We start from the raw sequence: 20,516 nt of genomic DNA, 5'->3' as shown, positions 1-20,516 counted from the left end.
TATAGCATTTTTTTGGACGAGTCTGAATAAGCATGAATGAAGAGAGACGACCCTTTTTAGATGATAGGAGTGGAAAGGAAGATGCAAGACTTAAAGTTCCGGGAGATGAAAACGGAAGAAATTGAACAAGCTCTCCATACAAGCAAAGAATTCGGTTTAAATGAAAAAGAAGCTCAAAACAGATTGAGAAAAAATGGCTATAACGAATTACAAGAAGGAGAAAAGCAGTCTGCACTTTTACTCTTTTTTTCTCAATTTAAGGATTTTATGGTATTGGTTCTTCTTGCAGCTACGCTTATTTCTGGACTGCTAGGGGAATATGTAGATGCCATTGCCATTATTGCCATAGTGATTGTTAATGGATTTCTTGGCTTTTTTCAAGAAAGGAAGGCCGAAAAATCTCTAGAGGCCCTAAAGGAAATGGCTGCACCACAAGTTCAAGCTTTACGTGATGGATCCTGGCGAAAGATTCCTTCTAAAGAGCTTGTCGTAGGGGATGTGATTAGGTTTGCAGCAGGAGATCGTATCGGTGCAGATGTCCGGATTGTGTATGCATCTAGTTTAGAAATTGAAGAATCGGCTTTAACAGGTGAATCCGTTCCTGTCATCAAATATGCTGCACCAAATTATCATGGGGCGGAAAGCATTGGTGATGAGGAAAATATGGCTTTTATGGGAACGATGGTAACACGTGGGAATGGAGAAGGAATTGTTGTTTCAACAGGAATGGATACAGCTATGGGAAAAATTGCTGATCTCCTGCAGTCTGCTAAACCTTTGATAACTCCGCTTCAGCATCGTTTAGAACAGCTCGGGAAAATATTAATTACTACCGCATTACTCCTAACCTTGCTGGTTGTAGTCATTGGAGTATTTCAGGGAAATGACTTATATACGATGGTTTTAGCAGGGGTTTCGCTTGCTGTCGCAGCGATCCCAGAAGGTTTGCCTGCAATCGTAACAGTTGCCCTCTCACTTGGTGTCCAACGTATGATCAAGAAAAATGCGATCGTTAGAAAACTACCCGCAGTTGAAACTCTTGGCTGTGCATCGGTTATTTGCTCTGATAAAACTGGAACCATGACTCAAAATAAAATGACGGTCACACATGTTTGGAATGGTGGCACCCTTTGGAATATTACAGGTAGCGGAATGGATCGTACAGGTAGGTTTTATAAAGATGAATCAGAGGTTGACCCAAATCAGCAAAAAGCTTTGAAGCAAATATTAACTTTTGGATTATTGTGTAATCATGCTGAAATTAATGAAAAAGAGGGTCAAATTGTAGTAGATGGAGATCCGACAGAAGGTGCACTAGCCATCGCGGCTCTAAAAGCAGGCTTGACAAAAGAGCAATTGTTAGAAAAATTTACAATCATGAAAGAGTTTCCATTTGATTCCTCTCGAAAAATGATGAGTGTCATTGTAAAAGATGAAAACGGACGTCAATTTGTCATAACAAAAGGTGCGCCAGATGTATTAATTGCCAAGACTGAAGCTGTTTTATGGGGAGAAAAAAATCTATACATGAACGGGGAGCTACGAAGTAAAATACAAAGTTCTATTGATAGCCTAGCAGAAAAAGCTTTAAGAACGATAGCGATCGCTTACAAGCCTATCCCAAGTAACACGATCATACTTCACGAACATGAGGCAGAAAGTAATTTAACATTTATTGGACTTCAAGGGATGATTGACCCTCCTCGGCCAGAGGTCAAGGAAGCCGTAAAAGAATGTCGGGAAGCAGGAATCAAAACGATTATGATCACGGGTGACCATGCTATTACAGCAAAAGCCATTGCGACACAATTAGGTATTTTCCGTGGGAAAGAAAAGGTTCTTGAAGGAAAAGACTTATCAGATATGGACGTTAAGGAGCTAGAAGATGTGGTAGATCATGTAGCAGTATTTGCTCGTGTTTCTCCAGAACATAAATTAAAAATCGTGAAAGCCTTGCAGAATAAAGGGCACATTGTAGCGATGACAGGTGATGGTGTGAATGATGCACCTGCCATTAAATCAGCCGATATCGGAATCGCAATGGGGATTTCAGGAACTGACGTAGCAAAAGAGGCATCATCCCTCGTATTAATGGACGATAATTTTGCCACAATAAAGTCAGCGATTAAAGAAGGAAGAAATATTTATGAAAATATACGGAAATTTATCAGGTATTTGCTTGCATCAAATGTAGGTGAAATCCTTGTCATGTTCTTTGCAATGATCCTAGCATTGCCGCTCCCATTAGTACCGATTCAAATTCTTTGGGTAAACCTAGTTACAGATGGCTTACCAGCGATGGCATTAGGTCTAGATCAACCGGAAGAAAACGTAATGAAAAGAAATCCGAGACATCCGAAAGAAGGTGTTTTTGCAAGGGGGCTTGGCTGGAAAATCATCTCGAGAGGATTTTTGATAGGAGCAGCGACATTATTGGCATTCATCATTGTCTATAAACAGCATCCTGACCAGCTAATATATGCTCAAACTGTAGCTTTTGCAACACTTGTTCTCGCTCAGCTTATTCATGTATTTGACTGTCGCAGTGAACGTTCTATTTTTTCAAGAAATCCTTTCGGTAATAAATATTTGGTTTGGTCAGTCCTTTCGTCCTTAATACTAATGATTATAGTCATTTATTATCCTCCTTTACAGACCGTGTTCCACACCGTTCCGATTGCTTTAAGAGACTGGCTTTTAGTTATCGGAATGGCATCTATTCCAACTTTTTTATTGGCAGGGACATTTTTAGCAAGAAAATCAAAATAAATTATGTTATAATTCAAAAGGTAGTAGGGGTTATACTCTATTACCTTTTTAGTTTTTGGCTTATTTTGGCCAATATAGAGACAGAATGGATGTGAAGTCATGGTTGTAAGTATGACAGGTTTTGGACGAAGCAGCATAGGGAACGGTCAAATCAACGTCAATGTTGAAATTAAAACCGTAAACCATCGTTTTACTGAATTTTACTTTCGTATGCCTCGTCAGCTTCTTGTATTAGAAGAAAAAATCAAGAAAACCATGAGTGAATATTTTAGAAGAGGTCGTGCAGAAATATTTGTGACTGTTGATGGAGATGGACTTATTAATAGAAAACTCCAATTGGATTGGAATCTTCTTGATCAGTTCTTTTCAGAGATGGAGAAGGTTAAAGAAAAATATGGGTTGGATGATAAACCTTCAATAGGCGATATTGTACATATAGAAAATATTTTTACAGTTGAAGAAGAACATACTGACAGCTCTGAACTTGAAGAGGTTGTTCTTGACGCTGTTCGAAATGCCGCCCTTCAGGTAAAAAAAATGAGAATGGAGGAAGGGCAGGTATTAAAAGCTGATTTGGAAGAACAATTAAAGAAAATTTCTACTATTGTAGAATACGTAAAAGAATTTGCACCGAATGTTATTGAAGCATACAAGCAGCGCTTACAGCAAAAAATGAATGAATATACTTCTGGTTTAGTAGATGAAACTAGATTATTAAATGAAGTGGCTATATTTGCTGATAAAGTGGATATCAATGAAGAACTTACAAGACTTCAAAGTCATATTCGCCAATTCGCAAAAACACTGGAAGATGAAGGGTTAATTGGCAGAAAGCTAGATTTTCTTGTGCAAGAAATGAATAGAGAAGTAAATACAATCGGATCAAAAGCTAACGATGCTACAATTGCCGGCTCTGTAGTCGAAATGAAAAGCAGCCTTGAAAAGATGAAGGAACAGGTTCAAAATATCGAATAATGATGTTTACTACTAATTGGTTCAGCCCAAAATAGAAGAGAATGACTGGGGGACAAAGATGTCAATTAAGCTAATAAATATCGGTTTTGGGAACATAGTATCAGCAAATAGGATTATATCGATCGTTAGTCCAGAATCTGCACCTATAAAGAGAATTATTCAAGATGCCAGAGATAGAGGCTTTCTTATCGATGCTACATATGGACGGAGAACAAGGGCGGTAATAATCATGGATAGCGATCATGTCATTTTATCGGCTGTTCAACCTGAAACGGTAGCAGCTAGGCTGTCCGATCGAGAAGATAGTGTGGAAGAAGGGTAGGCGGAGTACACAATGTATAAAGAAAAGGGTTTGTTAATTGTTTTATCCGGACCTTCCGGTGTGGGAAAAGGGACTGTGAGAAAGGCTTTGTTTTCTCAGGATGATATTAAATTTGAATACTCCATCTCCATGACAACTCGGAAACCTAGAGAAGGTGAAGTGGATGGAGTGGACTATTTCTTCAAAACAAGAGAAGAGTTTGAAGCTTTAATCAAACAAGGAAAGCTTTTGGAATATGCGGAGTTTGTAGGGAATTATTACGGAACACCTGTTGACTACGTTAGAGAAACGATTGAGTCTGGTCGTGATATATTCTTAGAGATTGAGGTTCAAGGAGCACGCCAAGTACGTGAAAAATTCCCTGATGGATTGTTTATTTTCCTTGCTCCACCAAGCCTTTCGGAGCTTAGGAACCGCATCGTCACACGAGGAACAGAAACGGATGAAGTCATTTCCAAGCGTCTTCAAACAGCAAAAGAAGAGCTTGAAATGATGGATTTATATGACTATGTTGTCGAGAATGATCAAGTGGAGCTTGCGTGCGAGAGAATTAAAGCAATTGTGATCGCAGAGCACTGCAGACGAGAAAGAGTTGCAAAACGTTATAAAAAAATGTTGGAGGTTGAATAAGATGTTATATCCATCTATTGATTCTTTATTAAATAAAATTGATTCAAAGTATTCCCTTGTTTCTGTAGCTGCAAAAAGAGCAAGACAGCTGCAAGTAAACAATGATACAAAATTGAAAAAGCCCGTTTCCCATAAAAATGTCGGGAAAGCGTTGGAAGAAATTCATGCCGGAATTTTAACCTATACAAACGGCAACGAAGAAAAATAAAACATTTTCTTAAGGGGTTGACTCAGGGAGGTGCCGTCACTTATCGCTGAGTCAGCCTCTTTCTATTTAAGAAAGGGCGCTATCCGCTTTTCTATGTAATAGATGAAAAATGATAGGTTATGCTTCATAATAGAAACCAACAGATGTTTTGGGGGAATATTTATGCTTAAAGACAAAAAAATATTGCTTTGTGTTTCAGGCGGAATCGCAGTTTATAAAGCAGCTGCCCTTACAAGTAAACTGACACAGGAAGGCGCAAAAGTAAAAGTGATGATGACAGAGTCGGCTATGAAATTTGTGACTCCTCTTACTTTCCAAGCACTTTCTAGAAATGAAGTATTTACGGATACCTTTGATGAAAAAAATCCTGAAGTAATAGCTCATATAGATTTAGCTGATTGGCCGGATTTAATTATAATTGCACCTGCAACGGCTAACCTTATTGGAAAATTGGCAAATGGTATTGCAGATGATATGATTTCGACAACTTTGCTTGCTTCAACAGCACCTGTCTGGATTGCACCAGCAATGAATGTTCATATGTACGAGCATCCAGCTGTTCAACGGAACATGAAAACTTTAGAGAGCTTTGGATATCATTTTATAGAACCTGGTGAAGGATATCTGGCTTGCGGCTATGTTGGAAAAGGAAGACTTGAAGAGCCTGAAAGAATTGTTGAAAAAACAAAAGCGTTTTTTTCTAAAGTAAAGGAACTACCCTTGAAAGGGAAAAAGGTTTTAATAACGGCCGGACCTACCCGCGAAAAAATTGATCCAATTCGATACATTACAAATCGCTCAACTGGAAAGATGGGATATGCAATTGCAGAAGAGGCTGTAAAACTTGGTGCAGAGGTTACCTTAGTTTCAGGTCCTGTCCAAATACAAGCTCCTTCAAACGTTACTTTAATTAAAGTCGAGTCAGCTGAAGAAATGTACAACGCTGTTATGTCTCATTTTGATCATCAGCATCTTGTTATAAAAACAGCAGCTGTAGCTGACTATACACCTAAAACCATTTATGAGCAAAAAATGAAAAAGCAGTCCGGAGATCATGTAATTGAACTCAAACGCACGAAAGATATTTTACTCGAGCTTGGAAAAAGAAAAACGAATCAAATTTTAGTTGGATTTGCTGCAGAAACGGAACATGTAGAGGAATACGCCAAAGGAAAACTTGAAAGAAAAAATGCAGATATGATTGTAGCCAACAATGTTTCTCAGGAAGGTGCAGGATTTGGGACAGAAACGAATATTGTGACCATCTTTCATCGAGACGGAAGAAAAATAGAATTGCCTAAGCAAACAAAACATCAAATTGCTAATGTAATTCTAAAAGAAGCAGCCAATCTCCTTGGTAAGGATGATGCCGATGAAAATAGCTGAAGTCATTGTAGATGTACCGGCAAAGCAAACGGACAAGCCATTTGACTATTTGATCCCTGAAAAATGGCAAGGTCTTGTAAAACCCGGAATGAGAGTGGCTGTTCCCTTTGGTCCGAGAATGGTACAAGGATTTGTTGTTGATTTGAAATCTGAATCCGAATTTAAAGGGTTGAAGAACATTTCGAAGCTACTAGATATTGAACCCGTATTAAATAAAGAGCTTCTCAAGCTTGGCGACTGGCTTACAGAAGAAACGCTTTGCTATAAAATTTCAGCCTTCCAAGCCATGCTCCCAGCAGCAATGAAAGCAAAGTACGAAAAAAAAATAAGGCGAACAAAAAGCTTTTCAGAAAAAAACACGGACGGTGCTATATATAAACTATTTCAACAAAAAGAAAGTATATTATGGGAAGAAATTGCAAATAGGAATGATTTAAAGCTTTTTCAAAAAGAAATCGAAAAAGGGACTTTAGAAGTCTATTATGAAGTGAAGGACAAGTACAATAAAAAAACAATAAAGGTAATTTGTCGAAGGGCTTCAAAAATGGAGCTTCAAGCAGCTATTCATAGCATGTCAAAAGGTGCAAAAAAGCAGAAGGAAATTCTATCTTATTTCCTTAATCATGAAAAAATTGCTCAGAAAGACCTACTTCAAAAGCTGTCAACTACGACTGCACCCATCAAGGCACTCATCGACAGAGGGTTATTGCAGGAAATGGAAGAAGAAATTTATCGAGATCCATATGAAAACAGATCCTTTGAAAAGAAAAAACCGTTTAAGCTTACAGAAGATCAGGAAAAAGCCTTAGCCCCAATCCTAAAAACGGTAGAGAATGGTATACACGATATTTTTCTTCTTTATGGAGTAACTGGAAGCGGGAAAACAGAAATTTATTTACAATCCATAGACGAGGTCTTAAAAAGAAACAAGCAAGCGATCATGTTAGTACCGGAAATATCGTTAACTCCTCAAATGGTAAAAAGGTTCAAAGAGCGGTTCGGAGATGAAGTGGCTGTCTTGCACAGCGGCTTGTCCATCGGTGAAAAATATGACGAATGGAGAAAAATCCATCGACAAGAAGTAAGTGTTGTTGTAGGTGCCCGTTCTGCTATTTTCGCACCTTTTCAAAGACTAGGCATTATTATTATCGATGAAGAGCATGAATCCAGCTACAAACAGGAAGAGTCTCCTCGGTATCATGCCAGGGACGTCGCAATCAAGAGAGGGCAAAGCAATAGCTGTCCAGTCATCCTTGGTAGTGCAACACCAACATTAGAATCTTTTGCGCGTGCAAAAAAAGAGCGGTATCACTTACTTCCATTAAGAAATAGAATGAACAATTCTAAGCTTCCATCTGTTGAAGTGGTTGATATGCGCGAGGAGCTAAGAGGAGGAAACCGTTCTGTTTTTTCCGTAAAGCTACTTGAAAAAATGAAAGATCGCATTGAAAAGAAAGAGCAAATTGTATTATTCCTCAATAAGAGAGGCCACTCTAGCTTTGTCATGTGCCGCAATTGCGGTGAGGTGTGCAACTGTCCAAATTGCGAAATTTCCCTGACCTATCACCGTTATAACAATTTGCTGAAATGTCATTATTGTGGTTACGAAGAACCTATGCCTTCCATTTGTCCATCCTGTGGCAGTGAGGCGATCCGATTTTTTGGAACAGGTACTCAAAAGGTGGAGGAAGAGCTAGGTAAAATACTTCCCGAGGCAAGGGTTATCCGGATGGATGTTGATACAACAAGCAAAAAAGGTTCACATGAAAAGCTCTTAACAGCTTTTCAGGAGGGTAAAGCGGATATTTTGTTAGGTACTCAAATGATTGCAAAAGGTCTTGATTTTCCAAATATTACTCTTGTGGGTGTGCTTTCGGCTGATACGATGCTTCATTTACCAGATTTTCGTTCTGCTGAAAAAACCTTTCAGCTATTGACTCAGGTAAGCGGCAGGGCTGGAAGACATCAACTGCCTGGTGAGGTCATTATCCAAACCTATACTCCAGATAATTATGCCATCAAGCTTGCTTCAGAGCAGAACTATGATGCTTTTTTTCTACACGAAATGATGCTTAGAAAACAAAATGCATACCCGCCGTATTTTTTTATTGCATTAATAACGGTATCACATGAAGATTTGCTGTACACGGTAAGCGTAACAGAAAAAATAAGCCGACTCTTTCAAAAGTCATTAAGCCGTGAAGCAATGATTTTAGGACCTGTTGCATCGCCTATAGCTAGAATCAATAATAGATATCGATATCAATGTTTGATAAAATACAAGCGGGAACCAGAACTAAAAAATATTCTAAAAAAGGTTTTAGACCATTATCAAAATGAAATGGCAACCAAGGGTTTGCAAATTACAATAGATTTAAATCCGCAAATGATGATGTAGGAGGTTCATCTTGGCTATTTTACCGATTGTGACATATCCAAATGAAATTTTGGAACAAAAATGTGATAAAGTGACAGTTTTTGATAAGAAATTGGCAAAACTGTTAGATAATATGTACGATACGATGATCGAAGCGGATGGCGTAGGTCTTGCCGCTCCTCAAGTTGGGGTGAAAAAGCAAATTGCCATCGTAGATATCGGGGATGATTCCGGTACACTTGAAATGATTAATCCAGAAATTCTTGAAACAGATGGAGAACAAATTGGCCCAGAAGGCTGCTTAAGCTTTCCAGGTGTGTATGGTGAAGTAAAAAGACCTTATTATGTAAGGGTTCGTGCAAAGGATCGCAAAGGTAGAGAATACGAGATCGAGGCCGAGGATTTCTTTGCGAGAGCGATTTTGCATGAAATCGACCATTTACAAGGTATTTTATTTACAAAAAAAATCTCGAAATACTTGTCAGAAGAAGAATTAGAAAGGTATGAAGAGGAATGACAAAAATCGTTTTTATGGGGACTCCGGATTTTTCAGTTCCTATTTTACAAAGAATTCTTGAGGATGGATATGAAGTTATAGCTGTCGTCACTCAGCCTGATCGACCGGTAGGACGAAAAAAAACATTAACTCCACCTCCAGTGAAGGTTGAAGCATTAAAGCATGGTATCCCTGTATACCAGCCTGAAAAAATCAGACAAAAGGAAGAACTAGAAAAGATATTGGCTTTACAACCGGACCTAGTAGTGACTGCTGCCTTCGGCCAAATCCTTCCTAAAGAGCTATTAGATGCACCTCCATTAGGCTGCATCAATGTTCATGCATCCCTCTTGCCGGAACTACGTGGAGGAGCACCTATTCATTACGCTATTTTGCAAGGGAAAGAGAAAACAGGTATTACCATTATGTATATGGCCGAAAAGCTAGATGCAGGAGATATTTTGACACAGGCTGAAGTCCCGATTGACGAAAACGATAATGTAGGGACTCTTCATGATAAGCTTAGTAAGGTAGGAGCAGACCTGCTATCTGATACTTTGCCAAAGCTTATACGTGGCGAGCTACAGCCAATTCCGCAAGAGGAAGAAAAAGCTACATTCGCCCCTAACATTAAAAGAGAACAAGAAAAAATTGATTGGTCAAAAAGTGGTATAGAAATTTATAACCATATCCGAGGATTAAATCCTTGGCCGGTTGCTTACACCACTTTAAATGGAACGATTTTAAAAGTATGGAGTTCAAAAAAGGTGAAACAATCTTCTAGCACCAAACCTGGCACAATCATTCAAATTGACGAAGATGGGTTTGTTGTTTCAACAGGAGATGAAACTGCGATCAAAATTACAGAGCTTCAACCTAGTGGGAAAAAAAGAATGGATGCTAAAGACTTCTTAAGAGGAGCCGGAAGCCAGCTGAAAACCGGGGAAGTGTTAGGAGATTAAAAATGAAGAAACAGAAAGTAAGTGTTCGTGAGCTTGCTGTAGATTTACTTGAAAGTGTGGAAAAAAACCAATCATACAGCAATCTTCTCCTTAATCATTATATCAATAAATATCAACTATCTCCGGCTGATAGCGGATTATTAACCGAAATTACGTATGGTACGATTCAAAGGAAATATACGTTGGATTATTATCTAAGTCCGTTTTTACGTGCAAGCAATAAAATAGATAGCTGGGTTAAGACTTTATTGCGAATTTCCCTTTATCAAATGGTTTATTTAGAAAAAATTCCGGATCACGCCATTTTGTTTGAAGCTGTCGAGATTGCAAAAAAACGCGGGCATAAAGGAATTGCTTCGATGGTAAATGGAGTGCTTCGAAACATCCAAAGAAAAGGGATTCCTTCTTTGGACAATATCGAAGACCCTATTGAACGAATGGCTATTGAAACAAGTCATCCTAAATGGCTTGTACAAAGATGGGTAAAGCAATTCGGTATCGAGAAAACAAAGGAAATGTGTGAGATCAATCTAACAGCTCCGACTCAGACTGCTAGGGTCAATTTAAAAAAAGCAACAAGAGATGAAGTTATTTCTATGCTTGAAGAAGAAGGATTTGAAGTAAAAGCAAGTCCAATCATTCCAGAAAGTATCATTTGTTTAAAAGGGAACTTAGCTCATTCAAAAGCCTATGAAAATGGCTATCTTTCTATCCAAGATGAAAGTTCTATGCTTGTGGCCTATGCACTTGGAGCGCACCATTTTGATAAGATATTAGATACATGTGCAGCACCAGGGGGCAAAACAAGTGCCATAGCAGAACGTTTAAATGGCGGTACTGTCACGGCATTGGATTTACATGAGCATAAAGTAAAGCTCATCATGAAGCAAGCAGAGCGATTAGGCCTCTCAAACATAGAAGCAAAGGCTCTCGACAGTCGAAAAGTTGGGGAGGAGTTTGAAAAAGAATCTTTCGATAAGATATTAGTAGATGCTCCATGTTCTGGATTAGGCGTCATGAGAAGAAAGCCAGATTTAAAATATTCGAAGTCGGAGAATGACATTCGGAATCTAGCGGGCATTCAGCTTGACCTTTTAAAAGCTGCAGCACCGTTATTAAAAAAAGGCGGAACTTTAGTTTATAGTACATGTACTGTAGACAAAGAAGAAAATGAAACAGTAGCGAAAGAATTTTTGCTTAATCATCCTGAGTTTGAAGGAGACCTAAATTTAGCGGACCGTTTACCAGCAAGCATTCAGCCTTTTGTGAATGGTTACTATCTTCAAATTTTTCCTCAGGATTTTGGCAGTGATGGATTTTTCATTGCTGCTTTTAGAAAGAAGGTATAGGAATGAACGAAACGAACATGCAAGAAATTAAACAACAGCTAGAAGAAAAAAAGCCGTCCATTTATTCTTTGGAGCTTCATGAGTTAAAGCAGTGGTTAGGCAATCATGGAGAAAAGCCTTTCCGGGCTGACCAAATATTCGACTGGCTTTATAAAAAAAGAGCAGTTAGCTTTGAAGATATGTCAAATCTTTCAAAATCTTTAAGAGAAAAATTATCCCAACATTTTACGATTACTACTTTGAAAACAATCATTCAACAAACTTCAAGTGATGGAACCATCAAGTTTTTATTTGAGCTTCATGATGGTTATTCAATTGAAACAGTCCTCATGAGGCATGAATACGGAAACTCTGTTTGTGTTACGACTCAGGTGGGTTGCAGAATCGGCTGTACTTTTTGTGCATCCACATTAGGAGGATTAAAAAGAAACCTCGAAGCAGGAGAAATTGTTGCCCAAGTCGTAAAAGTACAACAGGCATTGGATGAAACAGACGAAAGGGTTAGCTCCATTGTCATTATGGGAATCGGTGAGCCTTTTGATAATTACGATGAAATGCTTTCTTTCCTGAAAATCGTAAACCATGAAAAAGGACTAAATATAGGAGCACGTCATATTACAGTTTCAACAAGTGGAATTATTCCGAAAATTTATCAATTTGCAGATGAAAATATGCAAATTAATTTTGCTATTTCTCTTCACGCACCAAACACAGAACTTCGAAGTAAGCTAATGCCAATAAACCGTGCCTATAAGCTTCCGGATTTAATGGAGGCTGTGAAATATTACATTAACAAAACAGGTAGACGGGTAACCTTCGAGTACGGCTTGTTTGGAGGAGTGAACGATCAGGTCGAGCATGCAGAAGAATTAGCTAAACTTGTTAAAGGATTGAAATGTCACATAAATTTAATTCCGGTTAATTATGTACCGGAACGCAACTACGTAAGAACACCTCGAGAACAAATTTTTCTTTTTGAAAAAACTCTGAAAAAACATGGTATTAATGTTACGATTCGTAGAGAGCAGGGACATGACATTGATGCAGCCTGCGGACAGCTTCGTGCAAAGGAGCGAAAAGAAGAGACGAGGTGAAACCATGAAAGCTGTATTTATAACAGACCGCGGTAAAGTGCGCCAACATAATGAGGACAGCGGAGGTATCTTCTTAAATCCTGCCGGGGTACGCCTAGCCATCGTTGCTGATGGCATGGGCGGCCACCGCGCCGGAGATGTTGCCAGTAACTTAACCGTTACAAAAATGAAAGAATTTTGGGAGAAGTCAGCCAATGTTGAAACTCCTGAGCAGGCTGAGGAATGGTTGAGAAATACCATTCATGAGGTCAATTTAATGCTGTTCAAGCATGCTGAAGAAAACAGTGATTGTCAAGGGATGGGTACAACTATTGTGGCAGCAATTTGTACGAACCGATTCGCAACGATTGCAAACATAGGAGACAGCCGCTGCTATTTATTAAATGAAAATGGATTTAAACAGATCACGGAAGATCATTCTCTTGTAAATGAGCTTGTAAGGTCAGGACAAATTTCAAAGGAAGATGCTGAGCATCATCCTCGAAAAAATGTTCTATTAAGAGCTCTTGGTACGGAAAAATCAGTAGAAATGGATATTGTGACGATCGTCTTTGAAGAAGGCGATGTTTTGCTCTTATGTTCAGACGGACTTTCAAATAAATTGACTACCGACGAAATGCTCGAGATCTTAATAAGCAGTGAAAATCTCAAAGAAAAATCCGAAAAATTTGTTGAGCTTGCAAATCATTATGGCGGAGAAGATAATATCACCCTTGTACTTTTAGAGTATCTGGACGAAAGTGAAAGCGGGTGATAGGTATGCTGATTGGAAAGAGAATATACGGCCGCTACAAAATCCTCGATATGATTGGCGGCGGAGGTATGGCCAATGTATACTTGGCAAAAGATATGATTTTGGAGCGAGAAGTCGCACTAAAAATTCTGCGTATGGATTTTTCGAATGATGATGAATTCATTAAAAGGTTTAATAGGGAAGCTCAATCCGCTACGAGCTTAGCTCATCCTAATATCGTCAGCATTTATGACGTTGGGGAAGAAAATAATATATATTTCATCGTTATGGAATACGTAAAAGGGTTAACTTTGAAGCAATACATACAGAAGTATCACCCGATTCCGGTAGGAAAAACGCTCGATATCATGAGTCAAATTACGTCAGCGATCTCTCACGCTCACCAAAATGGGATTATTCACCGAGATATTAAACCTCAGAATATTTTGATTGACGAAGATGGAAATGTCAAAATTACAGATTTCGGAATTGCTATGGCTTTAAGTTCTACAAGTATTACCCAAACGAATGCTGTACTTGGCTCGGTTCATTATTTATCTCCAGAGCAAGCTCGGGGGGGAATGGCCAACAAAAAATCTGATATTTATTCTTTAGGGATTGTCATGTTCGAGCTATTAACCGGACGTCTTCCTTTTTCAGGGGAATCTGCTGTTTCAATCGCTTTGAAGCATTTACAATCCGAAACTCCTTCCCCTAGACGCTGGTATCCCAATATCCCTCAAAGTGTCGAAAATATTGTACTAAAAGCTACGGCAAAAGACCCTTTTCATCGATATAACTCTGTCGAGGAAATGAGAGAAGATATTAGATCTGCATTAAAACCTGAACGTCTTAATGAAAAGCCATTCGTCGTTCCTTTTGATGATGATGCTACAAAAGCGATTCCCGTCATTACCTCCGAAACAGTCATTCAGAATTCGGATGAAACGATTGTGAGGGGAATGGAGGTTCGACCTGTAAATGGAGAACAAGACCCGAATCTAAATGGTAAATCCAAGAAGAAAAAACAAAAAGAAAAAAAGAAGGACTCCGGTAAAAAACTGACAAAAATCCTAGTATCCATTTTCTTATTCCTCACTATTTTAGGTGCAGCAGCCATTTTGGTTTATCCTAGATTATTTGCTCCTGAGGAAGTCAAAATACCTGATATTAAGAATGAAACACTAGATGAGGGAATTTCAATCTTATTAGATAAAGATCTTAAAGTCGGAAAAACGTTTGAAATTGAGGATGAAGAGGTTGACAAGGGCCTTATTATTGCTACAGAACCAAAAGCAGGCAGAACGGTTAAGGAAGGAACTGTTGTAGACCTTTATATTAGCAAAGGGAAAAAACAAATTGAATTGACGGATTTTACAGGTAGAAATATGGAAGATATTCGGACTTTAATTGACAGTATGGGTTTCAGGAGTGTGGATATTCAGGAAGAGTTTAATGACGAAGAAGAATCTGGTGTGATTCTAGAACAAGAACCTGACGCAGGGGAAATGGTGGTACCTTCGGAAACAGATTTGCAGCTCATTGTAAGTAAAGGTCCTAATAAGGTGGTTGTAAAAAATCTCACAGAATATAATGAGAGAGGATTAGAAGACTACGAAAAAGAATCGGGATTAAATATTGAAATTGAAAAGGAAGAGTTTTCTGATAAAATAGCTAAAGGTCTTGTTATTTCTCAGTCTCCTGAACCTTTTTCCAGAGTGGCAAAAGGTAGCACGATAAAGGTTATTCTTTCAAAAGGAAAGGAAGAAGTACCACCGAAGATCGTCATAAGAGAAGTGACAATACCATATGAACCTGTTATCGAAGGTGAGCCTCAGGAGGTACAAATCTATATTGAAGACATGAATAGAAGCATGACTGAACCGACTGAGATTATTTTTATTACAGAAACAATCAAGAAAAAAATAGAGTTAACCATTCAACAAGGAAAAAAAGCTGGATTTAAAGTAATCCGGGATAAGAATGTGATCATTGACGAAGCAATTCCTTATCCAGATGATGAATAATCAAGGAGAGATGCTATGCCAGAAGGTAAAATCATTAAAGCACTTAGTGGATTCTATTATGTCTTGGATGGAGAAAATGTCATTCAGTGTCGGGGTAGAGGGGTATTTAGAAAAAATAAAATCACCCCATTAGTTGGAGATTATGTAGTGTATCAAGCAGAAAATGACACAGACGGATATATCCTTGAAATAAAGGAACGAAAAAATGAACTCGTAAGACCTCCGATTGCGAACGTTGATCAGGCCATTTTGGTTTTTTCAGCAGTAGAACCGGAATTTAGCACACTCCTGCTTGATCGTTTCTTAGTCTTAGTAGAAGCAAACGGAATTGATCCTGTTATTGTGATCAGCAAGATTGACTTATTGTCTACAGAAAATATGAAGCGAATTCAAACATTTATAGAAGATTATCGTACTATCGGGTATCCGGTTATTTCAACGTCTTCTGTTACCAATGAAGGTATAGAGCTTCTGTTGCCGTATATAAAAAATAAAATCAGTGTAATTGCTGGACAGTCAGGTGTCGGGAAATCTTCCTTATTAAACGCACTAAACCCCGAGCTTGAATTAAAAACCAATGATATCTCTACCCATCTCGGAAGGGGTAAGCATACAACCCGTCATGTTGAATTAATTGAATTGGAAGATGGTCTAGTGGCTGACACTCCAGGCTTTTCATCACTTGATTTTATTGGTATTGAAGTTGAAGATTTATCTTATTGTTTTCCTGAAATATATAAAATTGGGCATTCATGCAAGTTTAGAGGCTGTTTGCATGATAAAGAGCCGAAATGTGCGGTAAAAGAAGCCGTGGAAAAAGGAACAATAAAGAATTATAGATATGATCATTACATGGAATTTCTTGAAGAAATACGAGATAGAAAGCCGAGGTACTAATTATGGTGAAGATTGCCCCATCTATATTGTCAGCTGATTTTTCAAAGCTAGCAGATGAAATTCGAGATGTCGAAGCAGGGGGAGCGGACTATATTCACGTCGATGTAATGGACGGACATTTCGTTCCGAATATAACAATCGGTCCTTTAATTGTTGAGGCGATTCGTCCTGTTACAAAGCTTCCTTTGGACGTTCACCTGATGATTGAAAATCCCGATCTTTATATTGAAGCCTTCGCAAAAGCAGGAGCGGATTATATTACGGTTCATGTAGAAGCATGTAAGCATCTGCATAGAACGATCCATTATATTAAATCGCTTGGTGTCAAGGCAGGTGTGGTCTTGAATCCGGCTACACCAGTGGAAAGCATTCAGCATATTATTGCTGATGTTGATATGGTGTTATTAATGTCGGTTAATCCGGGTTTTGGTGGACAGAAATTTATTCCTGAAGTGTTGCCAAAGATTCGAAAAGTGAAAGAAATGGCGCTTGAGAAAAATCCACATTTGGAGATTGAAGTAGACGGTGGTGTAAATGCTGAGACTGCTAAACTATGCATTGATGCAGGTGCAAATGTACTTGTAGCAGGATCTGCCATTTATAATCAAGCCGATCGAAAAAAAGCGATAGATGCAATAAGAGGATAAAGAATACCTTTCATCAGTAGCGGGTTATTTTGCCCCCTACTAATAGACTATATAAACAGTGGAGGATGACTCAAAATAAGAGTGATCCTTTTTTTTCAATTTATTAATGAAAGGGCATTTATGATGAAAAGAATCTGTATTTTAGCAGGAGGTCCTCATGAGTTACTTCCTAACTTAAAAGAATATGATCATTCAACATCTATATGGGTGGGGGTTGATCGTGGTGTACACACCTTACTCAAAGCGGGAATTCAACCTTATATTTCTTTTGGGGATTTTGATTCCATAACAGAGGATGAAAGAAAGTGGATTGCAAATCAAACCTCGAAAATGAACACATTTCCTTCTGAGAAAGATGAGACAGATTTGGAGCTTGCTTTTTTATGGGCAATTGAACAGCAGCCAGAAGAGATTTTGATTTTTGGGGCAACAGGGGGAAGAATGGACCATACTCTTGGTGGAATACAGCTCCTTATTAATGACCGAATCATGTCGCTCGGAACCCATATATCAATCCAAATCATTGACCGTCATAACATCATCTTTGCTAAAGCGCCAGGAACACATGATATATTGCAGCATACCACAAAAAAATATATATCTTTTTTTGCCATTTCTGATGAGGTCAAAGGACTTACATTACAAGGTTTTAAATATCCTTTAAACAATCATACTCTTAAGAGAGGCTCTACTTTATGTATAAGTAATGAACTTATTTCTTCTCATGGTCATTTTTCTTTTCAATCCGGCATATTATTGGTTGTAAGAAGCAATGATTGATAATTTGCTTTATTCTGGGGAAAACGTCAGACAAACCTAATGAATAAACTGAAAATGAAATAACATCGGTTTTTATGAGGAGGGACATTATGAGATTTTATACGATTAAATTGCCAAGAATATTGGGGGGGCTTGTTCGGGCAATGCTAGGAGCTTTTAAAAAGGGATAATAATCATAAAAGGATTGGTACGGCACTTTTTTATGAAGTGCTGTTCAGGCTGTTCAATCAGCCCGAATGTGCGGTAAAACATACTTTGTCTACAATCTAGGCACTTCTTTGTGAAGTGCTGTTTTTATTTGAAAAAAAGCACCCAAATAATGGGTGCTTAATCATTATACGCGCTCGATTTTGCCAGATTTAAGTGCTCTAGCAGAAACGTATACACGCTTAGGTTTTCCGTTCACTAAAATACGAACCTTTTGTACGTTTGCTCCCCAAGTACGCTTGCTAGCGTTCATAGCGTGAGAGCGGCTGTTACCAGAACGAGTTTGCTTTCCAGTAATTACACATCTACGTGCCATCGATCTATTCCCTCCTAACTACCGCAAGCTTAAGTTTCAAAGTTCTTAAGTCTTTAGAAAATACCTTAATAATTTATCACACCTAGAGAGAGAATGCAATACTTCTAATGTTAGCTTTCAAGAATACTGCCTTGACATAGTATGACATGAAATGTGTAAAATAAGGTGGACCCAGGTATGACTTTAAAAAAAGTTCTTAATATAGTAAAATGACCTTAGCTTGCGCTTATTACCAAAGGGGGAAAAAATATGTCCATCGAATTGAAAACCAAGTACGGACAAATTGATATATCTAATGACGTTATTGCAACTATTGCCGGTGGAGCTGCCGTAGATTGCTATGGCATCGTTGGAATGGCTTCAAAAAAGCAATTGAAAGATGGAATTGCGGAGATATTAAGAAGAGAAAACTTCTCTAAGGGTGTCGTTGTTCGTCAGGAAAACGATGAAGTACATATTGATATGTACATTATTGTCAGCTACGGTACAAAAATTTCCGAGGTTGCCCATAACGTACAGTCTAAAGTAAAATACACACTGGACAAAACGGTCGGTTTAGCGGTCGATTCAGTTAATATTTTTGTACAGGGAGTTCGTGTAACGAACCCTTAGTAAGGAGGAAGAATTAGTGTCGATCAAAACTCTAGATGGAAAACGTTTTGCTGAAATGGTTATACAGGGAGCGAATCATCTTTCTGTGAATGCGAAGATGGTTGATGCTCTAAACGTTTTTCCAGTTCCGGATGGAGATACCGGGACAAATATGAATTTATCTATGACTTCCGGTGCAAAGGAAGTTCGAAATAATGTTCAAGAGCATATCGGAAAAGTTGGTTCGGCTTTGGCAAAAGGTTTGCTCATGGGTGCCAGAGGTAACTCAGGGGTAATCCTTTCCCAGCTATTCCGTGGCTTCGCAAAATCAATTGAGCAAAAAAGCTCCATCAACAGCAAGGAATTTGCTGCTGCATTTGAAGCAGGTGTAGAAACAGCTTACAAAGCCGTCATGAAGCCTGTAGAAGGAACAATTTTGACGGTAGCCAAAGATGCTGCGAAAAAAGGACTTGCAGCTGCAAAAAATACGGATGATATCGTTAAGGTGATGGAGGAAATCGTAAAAGAAGCAAAAGCCTCCCTTAACAGAACACCTGAACTTTTGCCTGTTTTAAAGGAAGTCGGTGTTGTCGACAGCGGTGGACAAGGATTGGTATTGGTATATGAAGGGTTCCTAGCCGAGCTTAAAGGTGAAAAGCTTTCGGATGTTCCTTCGTCTCTGCCTTCAATGGACGAGCTCGTAAGTGCAGAGCATCATAAAAGTGTTCAAGGTCATATCAATACAGAAGATATCGAATTTGGATATTGTACCGAATTCATGGTAAAGCTTGAAAAAGACAAACTTGCAAACAATCCTTTCAATGAAGATACATTCCGTCAGGATTTAAGCCAATACGGTGATTCTCTGCTTGTTATTTCCGATGAAGAAATAGTGAAAGTGCACATTCACTCAGAGCAGCCTGGTGAGTGCTTGAACTATGGGCAAAAATACGGAAGTTTGATCAAAATCAAGATTGAAAATATGAGAGAACAACATTCAAGTATTGTTGAAGCCCAAACACCATTACAAACAGAAACGAAAGCCCCTAAAAAGAAAGAAGAATACGGAATCATAACTGTAGCGATGGGTGAGGGCATTGCCGAGCTGTTTAAAAGCATTGGTGCAAAAGCAGTGATTGAAGGCGGTCAAACGATGAATCCGAGTACGGAGGATTTTGTTAAGGCCATTAAAGAAGTGAATGCAAAAAACATTATTATTCTACCTAATAATAAAAATATTATCATGGCGGCACAGCAAGCAGCCGAGTTGGTAGAAGAAAATGTCATTGTCATCCCATCTAAGACGGTTCCGCAAGGCATGACCGCATTATTAGCCTTTAACCCTGCTGCAGCTGTTGAAGACAATGAAGCCAATATGGTCCGTGCTTTAGATACGGTCAAAACAGGTCAAATCACTTTTGCTGTAAGGGATACAAACATTGACGGTCTTGAAATCGAAAATGGGGACTTTATGGGAATAGCTGACGGTAAAATTAAAGTCAAAAACAAAGATAAGCTTCAAGCAGCTAAACAATTATTAGATGAAATGATGACGGATGACTCTGAAATTTTGACAATTCTCTACGGTGAAGATGCAACAGAAGAAGAAGTAGAAGAGCTGGTGGCTTATTGCGAAGAGAAGTTTGAAGATGCTGAAGTAGAAGTTCATAATGGAAAACAACCTCTCTATGCATTTATTTTTTCTATTGAATAAGAATGATCCTGCTTTAGATATACTCTAAGCTAAAAT

Annotated in this window: 20 protein-coding genes; 19 read left to right on the top strand and 1 reads right to left on the bottom strand. The window is 38.5% G+C overall.

Annotated elements, in window-relative coordinates; genetic code table 11:
• Positions 1–81 precede the first annotated feature (81 nt).
• The 17 genes from GD441_RS04510 to spoVM all read left to right on the top strand — a co-directional run bounded on the left by GD441_RS04510 (position 82) and on the right by spoVM (position 17,822).
• On the top strand, positions 82–2,769 hold the full coding sequence (locus GD441_RS04510) for a calcium-translocating P-type ATPase, SERCA-type (protein WP_153124153.1): 2,688 nt from the start codon (positions 82–84) through the stop codon (positions 2,767–2,769).
• A 99-nt stretch (positions 2,770–2,868) separates the two neighbouring features.
• The gene (locus GD441_RS04505; protein WP_153124151.1) at positions 2,869–3,744 is read left to right on the top strand and encodes a YicC/YloC family endoribonuclease; all 876 of its coding nucleotides are present in this window, start codon (positions 2,869–2,871) and stop codon (positions 3,742–3,744) included.
• Between the two features lie 58 nt (positions 3,745–3,802).
• Positions 3,803–4,066: an extracellular matrix/biofilm regulator RemA gene (gene remA, locus GD441_RS04500; protein WP_153124149.1), complete on the top strand. Its 264-nt coding sequence runs from the start codon at positions 3,803–3,805 to the stop codon at positions 4,064–4,066.
• Positions 4,067–4,078: 12 nt separating this feature from the next.
• Complete coding sequence (gene gmk, locus GD441_RS04495) at positions 4,079–4,696, top strand: guanylate kinase (protein WP_153124147.1); 618 nt, start codon at positions 4,079–4,081, stop codon at positions 4,694–4,696.
• A 1-nt stretch (position 4,697) separates the two neighbouring features.
• Positions 4,698–4,904: a DNA-directed RNA polymerase subunit omega gene (rpoZ, locus tag GD441_RS04490; protein WP_153124145.1), complete on the top strand. Its 207-nt coding sequence runs from the start codon at positions 4,698–4,700 to the stop codon at positions 4,902–4,904.
• Between the two features lie 162 nt (positions 4,905–5,066).
• The gene (gene coaBC / locus GD441_RS04485) at positions 5,067–6,290 is read left to right on the top strand and encodes a bifunctional phosphopantothenoylcysteine decarboxylase/phosphopantothenate--cysteine ligase CoaBC (RefSeq protein WP_153124143.1); all 1,224 of its coding nucleotides are present in this window, start codon (positions 5,067–5,069) and stop codon (positions 6,288–6,290) included.
• A complete protein-coding gene (priA, locus tag GD441_RS04480; RefSeq protein WP_153124141.1) occupies positions 6,277–8,688 on the top strand; it encodes a primosomal protein N' in 2,412 nt (803 codons plus the stop codon). Before coaBC ends, priA begins: the two co-directional genes overlap by 14 nt.
• Before the next feature lie 10 nt (positions 8,689–8,698).
• On the top strand, positions 8,699–9,184 hold the full coding sequence (gene def, locus GD441_RS04475; RefSeq protein WP_153124139.1) for a peptide deformylase: 486 nt from the start codon (positions 8,699–8,701) through the stop codon (positions 9,182–9,184).
• Positions 9,181–10,125, top strand: coding sequence for a methionyl-tRNA formyltransferase (gene fmt, locus GD441_RS04470; protein WP_153124137.1), 945 nt, complete (start codon positions 9,181–9,183; stop codon positions 10,123–10,125). Before def ends, fmt begins: the two co-directional genes overlap by 4 nt.
• Positions 10,126–10,127: 2 nt before the next feature.
• Positions 10,128–11,474: a 16S rRNA (cytosine(967)-C(5))-methyltransferase RsmB gene (rsmB, locus tag GD441_RS04465; protein ID WP_153124135.1), complete on the top strand. Its 1,347-nt coding sequence runs from the start codon at positions 10,128–10,130 to the stop codon at positions 11,472–11,474.
• Positions 11,475–11,476: 2 nt separating this feature from the next.
• A complete protein-coding gene (gene rlmN / locus GD441_RS04460) occupies positions 11,477–12,568 on the top strand; it encodes a dual-specificity RNA methyltransferase RlmN (RefSeq protein WP_153124133.1) in 1,092 nt (363 codons plus the stop codon).
• A gap of 4 nt (positions 12,569–12,572) precedes the next feature.
• The gene (locus tag GD441_RS04455) at positions 12,573–13,322 is read left to right on the top strand and encodes a Stp1/IreP family PP2C-type Ser/Thr phosphatase (protein WP_153124131.1); all 750 of its coding nucleotides are present in this window, start codon (positions 12,573–12,575) and stop codon (positions 13,320–13,322) included.
• A 5-nt stretch (positions 13,323–13,327) separates the two neighbouring features.
• Positions 13,328–15,328, top strand: coding sequence for a Stk1 family PASTA domain-containing Ser/Thr kinase (gene pknB, locus GD441_RS04450; protein ID WP_153124128.1), 2,001 nt, complete (start codon positions 13,328–13,330; stop codon positions 15,326–15,328).
• A gap of 15 nt (positions 15,329–15,343) precedes the next feature.
• On the top strand, positions 15,344–16,225 hold the full coding sequence (gene rsgA / locus GD441_RS04445; RefSeq protein ID WP_153124126.1) for a ribosome small subunit-dependent GTPase A: 882 nt from the start codon (positions 15,344–15,346) through the stop codon (positions 16,223–16,225).
• Between the two features lie 2 nt (positions 16,226–16,227).
• A complete protein-coding gene (rpe, locus tag GD441_RS04440) occupies positions 16,228–16,872 on the top strand; it encodes a ribulose-phosphate 3-epimerase (RefSeq protein WP_153124123.1) in 645 nt (214 codons plus the stop codon).
• 123 nt (positions 16,873–16,995) lie between these two features.
• Entirely contained in the window at positions 16,996–17,652 is a 657-nt protein-coding gene (locus GD441_RS04435) for a thiamine diphosphokinase (RefSeq protein ID WP_153124121.1), read from the top strand.
• Between the two features lie 89 nt (positions 17,653–17,741).
• Complete coding sequence (gene spoVM, locus GD441_RS04430; protein WP_153124311.1) at positions 17,742–17,822, top strand: stage V sporulation protein SpoVM; 81 nt, start codon at positions 17,742–17,744, stop codon at positions 17,820–17,822.
• Between the two features lie 164 nt (positions 17,823–17,986).
• Here the strand turns inward: spoVM and rpmB are convergent, their stop codons facing one another.
• Complete coding sequence (rpmB, locus tag GD441_RS04425) at positions 17,987–18,175, bottom strand: 50S ribosomal protein L28 (protein WP_153124119.1); 189 nt, start codon at positions 18,173–18,175, stop codon at positions 17,987–17,989.
• A gap of 249 nt (positions 18,176–18,424) precedes the next feature.
• Here rpmB and GD441_RS04420 point away from each other — a divergent pair, with 249 nt between their 5' ends.
• Both GD441_RS04420 and GD441_RS04415 read left to right on the top strand, forming a co-directional pair.
• Positions 18,425–18,787: an Asp23/Gls24 family envelope stress response protein gene (locus GD441_RS04420; protein WP_153124117.1), complete on the top strand. Its 363-nt coding sequence runs from the start codon at positions 18,425–18,427 to the stop codon at positions 18,785–18,787.
• Between the two features lie 16 nt (positions 18,788–18,803).
• A complete protein-coding gene (locus GD441_RS04415; RefSeq protein ID WP_153124115.1) occupies positions 18,804–20,480 on the top strand; it encodes a DAK2 domain-containing protein in 1,677 nt (558 codons plus the stop codon).
• The last annotated feature ends 36 nt before the right edge of the window (positions 20,481–20,516 follow it).

The organism is Peribacillus tepidiphilus (genome assembly GCF_009466385.1).
Classification (GTDB): domain Bacteria; phylum Bacillota; class Bacilli; order Bacillales; family DSM-1321; genus Bacillus_BN; species Bacillus_BN tepidiphilus.
Note: the sequence above shows the minus strand (reverse complement) of the source record. Positions and strands in the feature narration are given on the sequence as shown.

Excerpts from the sequence above, each read along its gene's own strand:
- GD441_RS04510 (WP_153124153.1), top strand. The coding sequence starts at position 82 with ATGCAAGACTTAAAGTTCCGGGAGATGAAAACGGAAGAAATTGAACAA.
- GD441_RS04505 (WP_153124151.1), top strand. The coding sequence starts at position 2,869 with ATGGTTGTAAGTATGACAGGTTTTGGACGAAGCAGCATAGGGAACGGT.
- remA (WP_153124149.1), top strand. The coding sequence starts at position 3,803 with ATGTCAATTAAGCTAATAAATATCGGTTTTGGGAACATAGTATCAGCA.
- gmk (WP_153124147.1), top strand. The coding sequence starts at position 4,079 with ATGTATAAAGAAAAGGGTTTGTTAATTGTTTTATCCGGACCTTCCGGT.
- rpoZ (WP_153124145.1), top strand. The coding sequence starts at position 4,698 with ATGTTATATCCATCTATTGATTCTTTATTAAATAAAATTGATTCAAAG.
- coaBC (WP_153124143.1), top strand. The coding sequence starts at position 5,067 with ATGCTTAAAGACAAAAAAATATTGCTTTGTGTTTCAGGCGGAATCGCA.
- priA (WP_153124141.1), top strand. The coding sequence starts at position 6,277 with ATGAAAATAGCTGAAGTCATTGTAGATGTACCGGCAAAGCAAACGGAC.
- fmt (WP_153124137.1), top strand. The coding sequence starts at position 9,181 with ATGACAAAAATCGTTTTTATGGGGACTCCGGATTTTTCAGTTCCTATT.
- rsmB (WP_153124135.1), top strand. The coding sequence starts at position 10,128 with ATGAAGAAACAGAAAGTAAGTGTTCGTGAGCTTGCTGTAGATTTACTT.
- rlmN (WP_153124133.1), top strand. The coding sequence starts at position 11,477 with ATGAACGAAACGAACATGCAAGAAATTAAACAACAGCTAGAAGAAAAA.
- GD441_RS04455 (WP_153124131.1), top strand. The coding sequence starts at position 12,573 with ATGAAAGCTGTATTTATAACAGACCGCGGTAAAGTGCGCCAACATAAT.
- pknB (WP_153124128.1), top strand. The coding sequence starts at position 13,328 with ATGCTGATTGGAAAGAGAATATACGGCCGCTACAAAATCCTCGATATG.
- rsgA (WP_153124126.1), top strand. The coding sequence starts at position 15,344 with ATGCCAGAAGGTAAAATCATTAAAGCACTTAGTGGATTCTATTATGTC.
- rpe (WP_153124123.1), top strand. The coding sequence starts at position 16,228 with ATGGTGAAGATTGCCCCATCTATATTGTCAGCTGATTTTTCAAAGCTA.
- GD441_RS04435 (WP_153124121.1), top strand. The coding sequence starts at position 16,996 with ATGAAAAGAATCTGTATTTTAGCAGGAGGTCCTCATGAGTTACTTCCT.
- spoVM (WP_153124311.1), top strand. The coding sequence starts at position 17,742 with ATGAGATTTTATACGATTAAATTGCCAAGAATATTGGGGGGGCTTGTT.
- rpmB (WP_153124119.1), bottom strand. The coding sequence starts at position 18,175 with ATGGCACGTAGATGTGTAATTACTGGAAAGCAAACTCGTTCTGGTAAC.
- GD441_RS04420 (WP_153124117.1), top strand. The coding sequence starts at position 18,425 with ATGTCCATCGAATTGAAAACCAAGTACGGACAAATTGATATATCTAAT.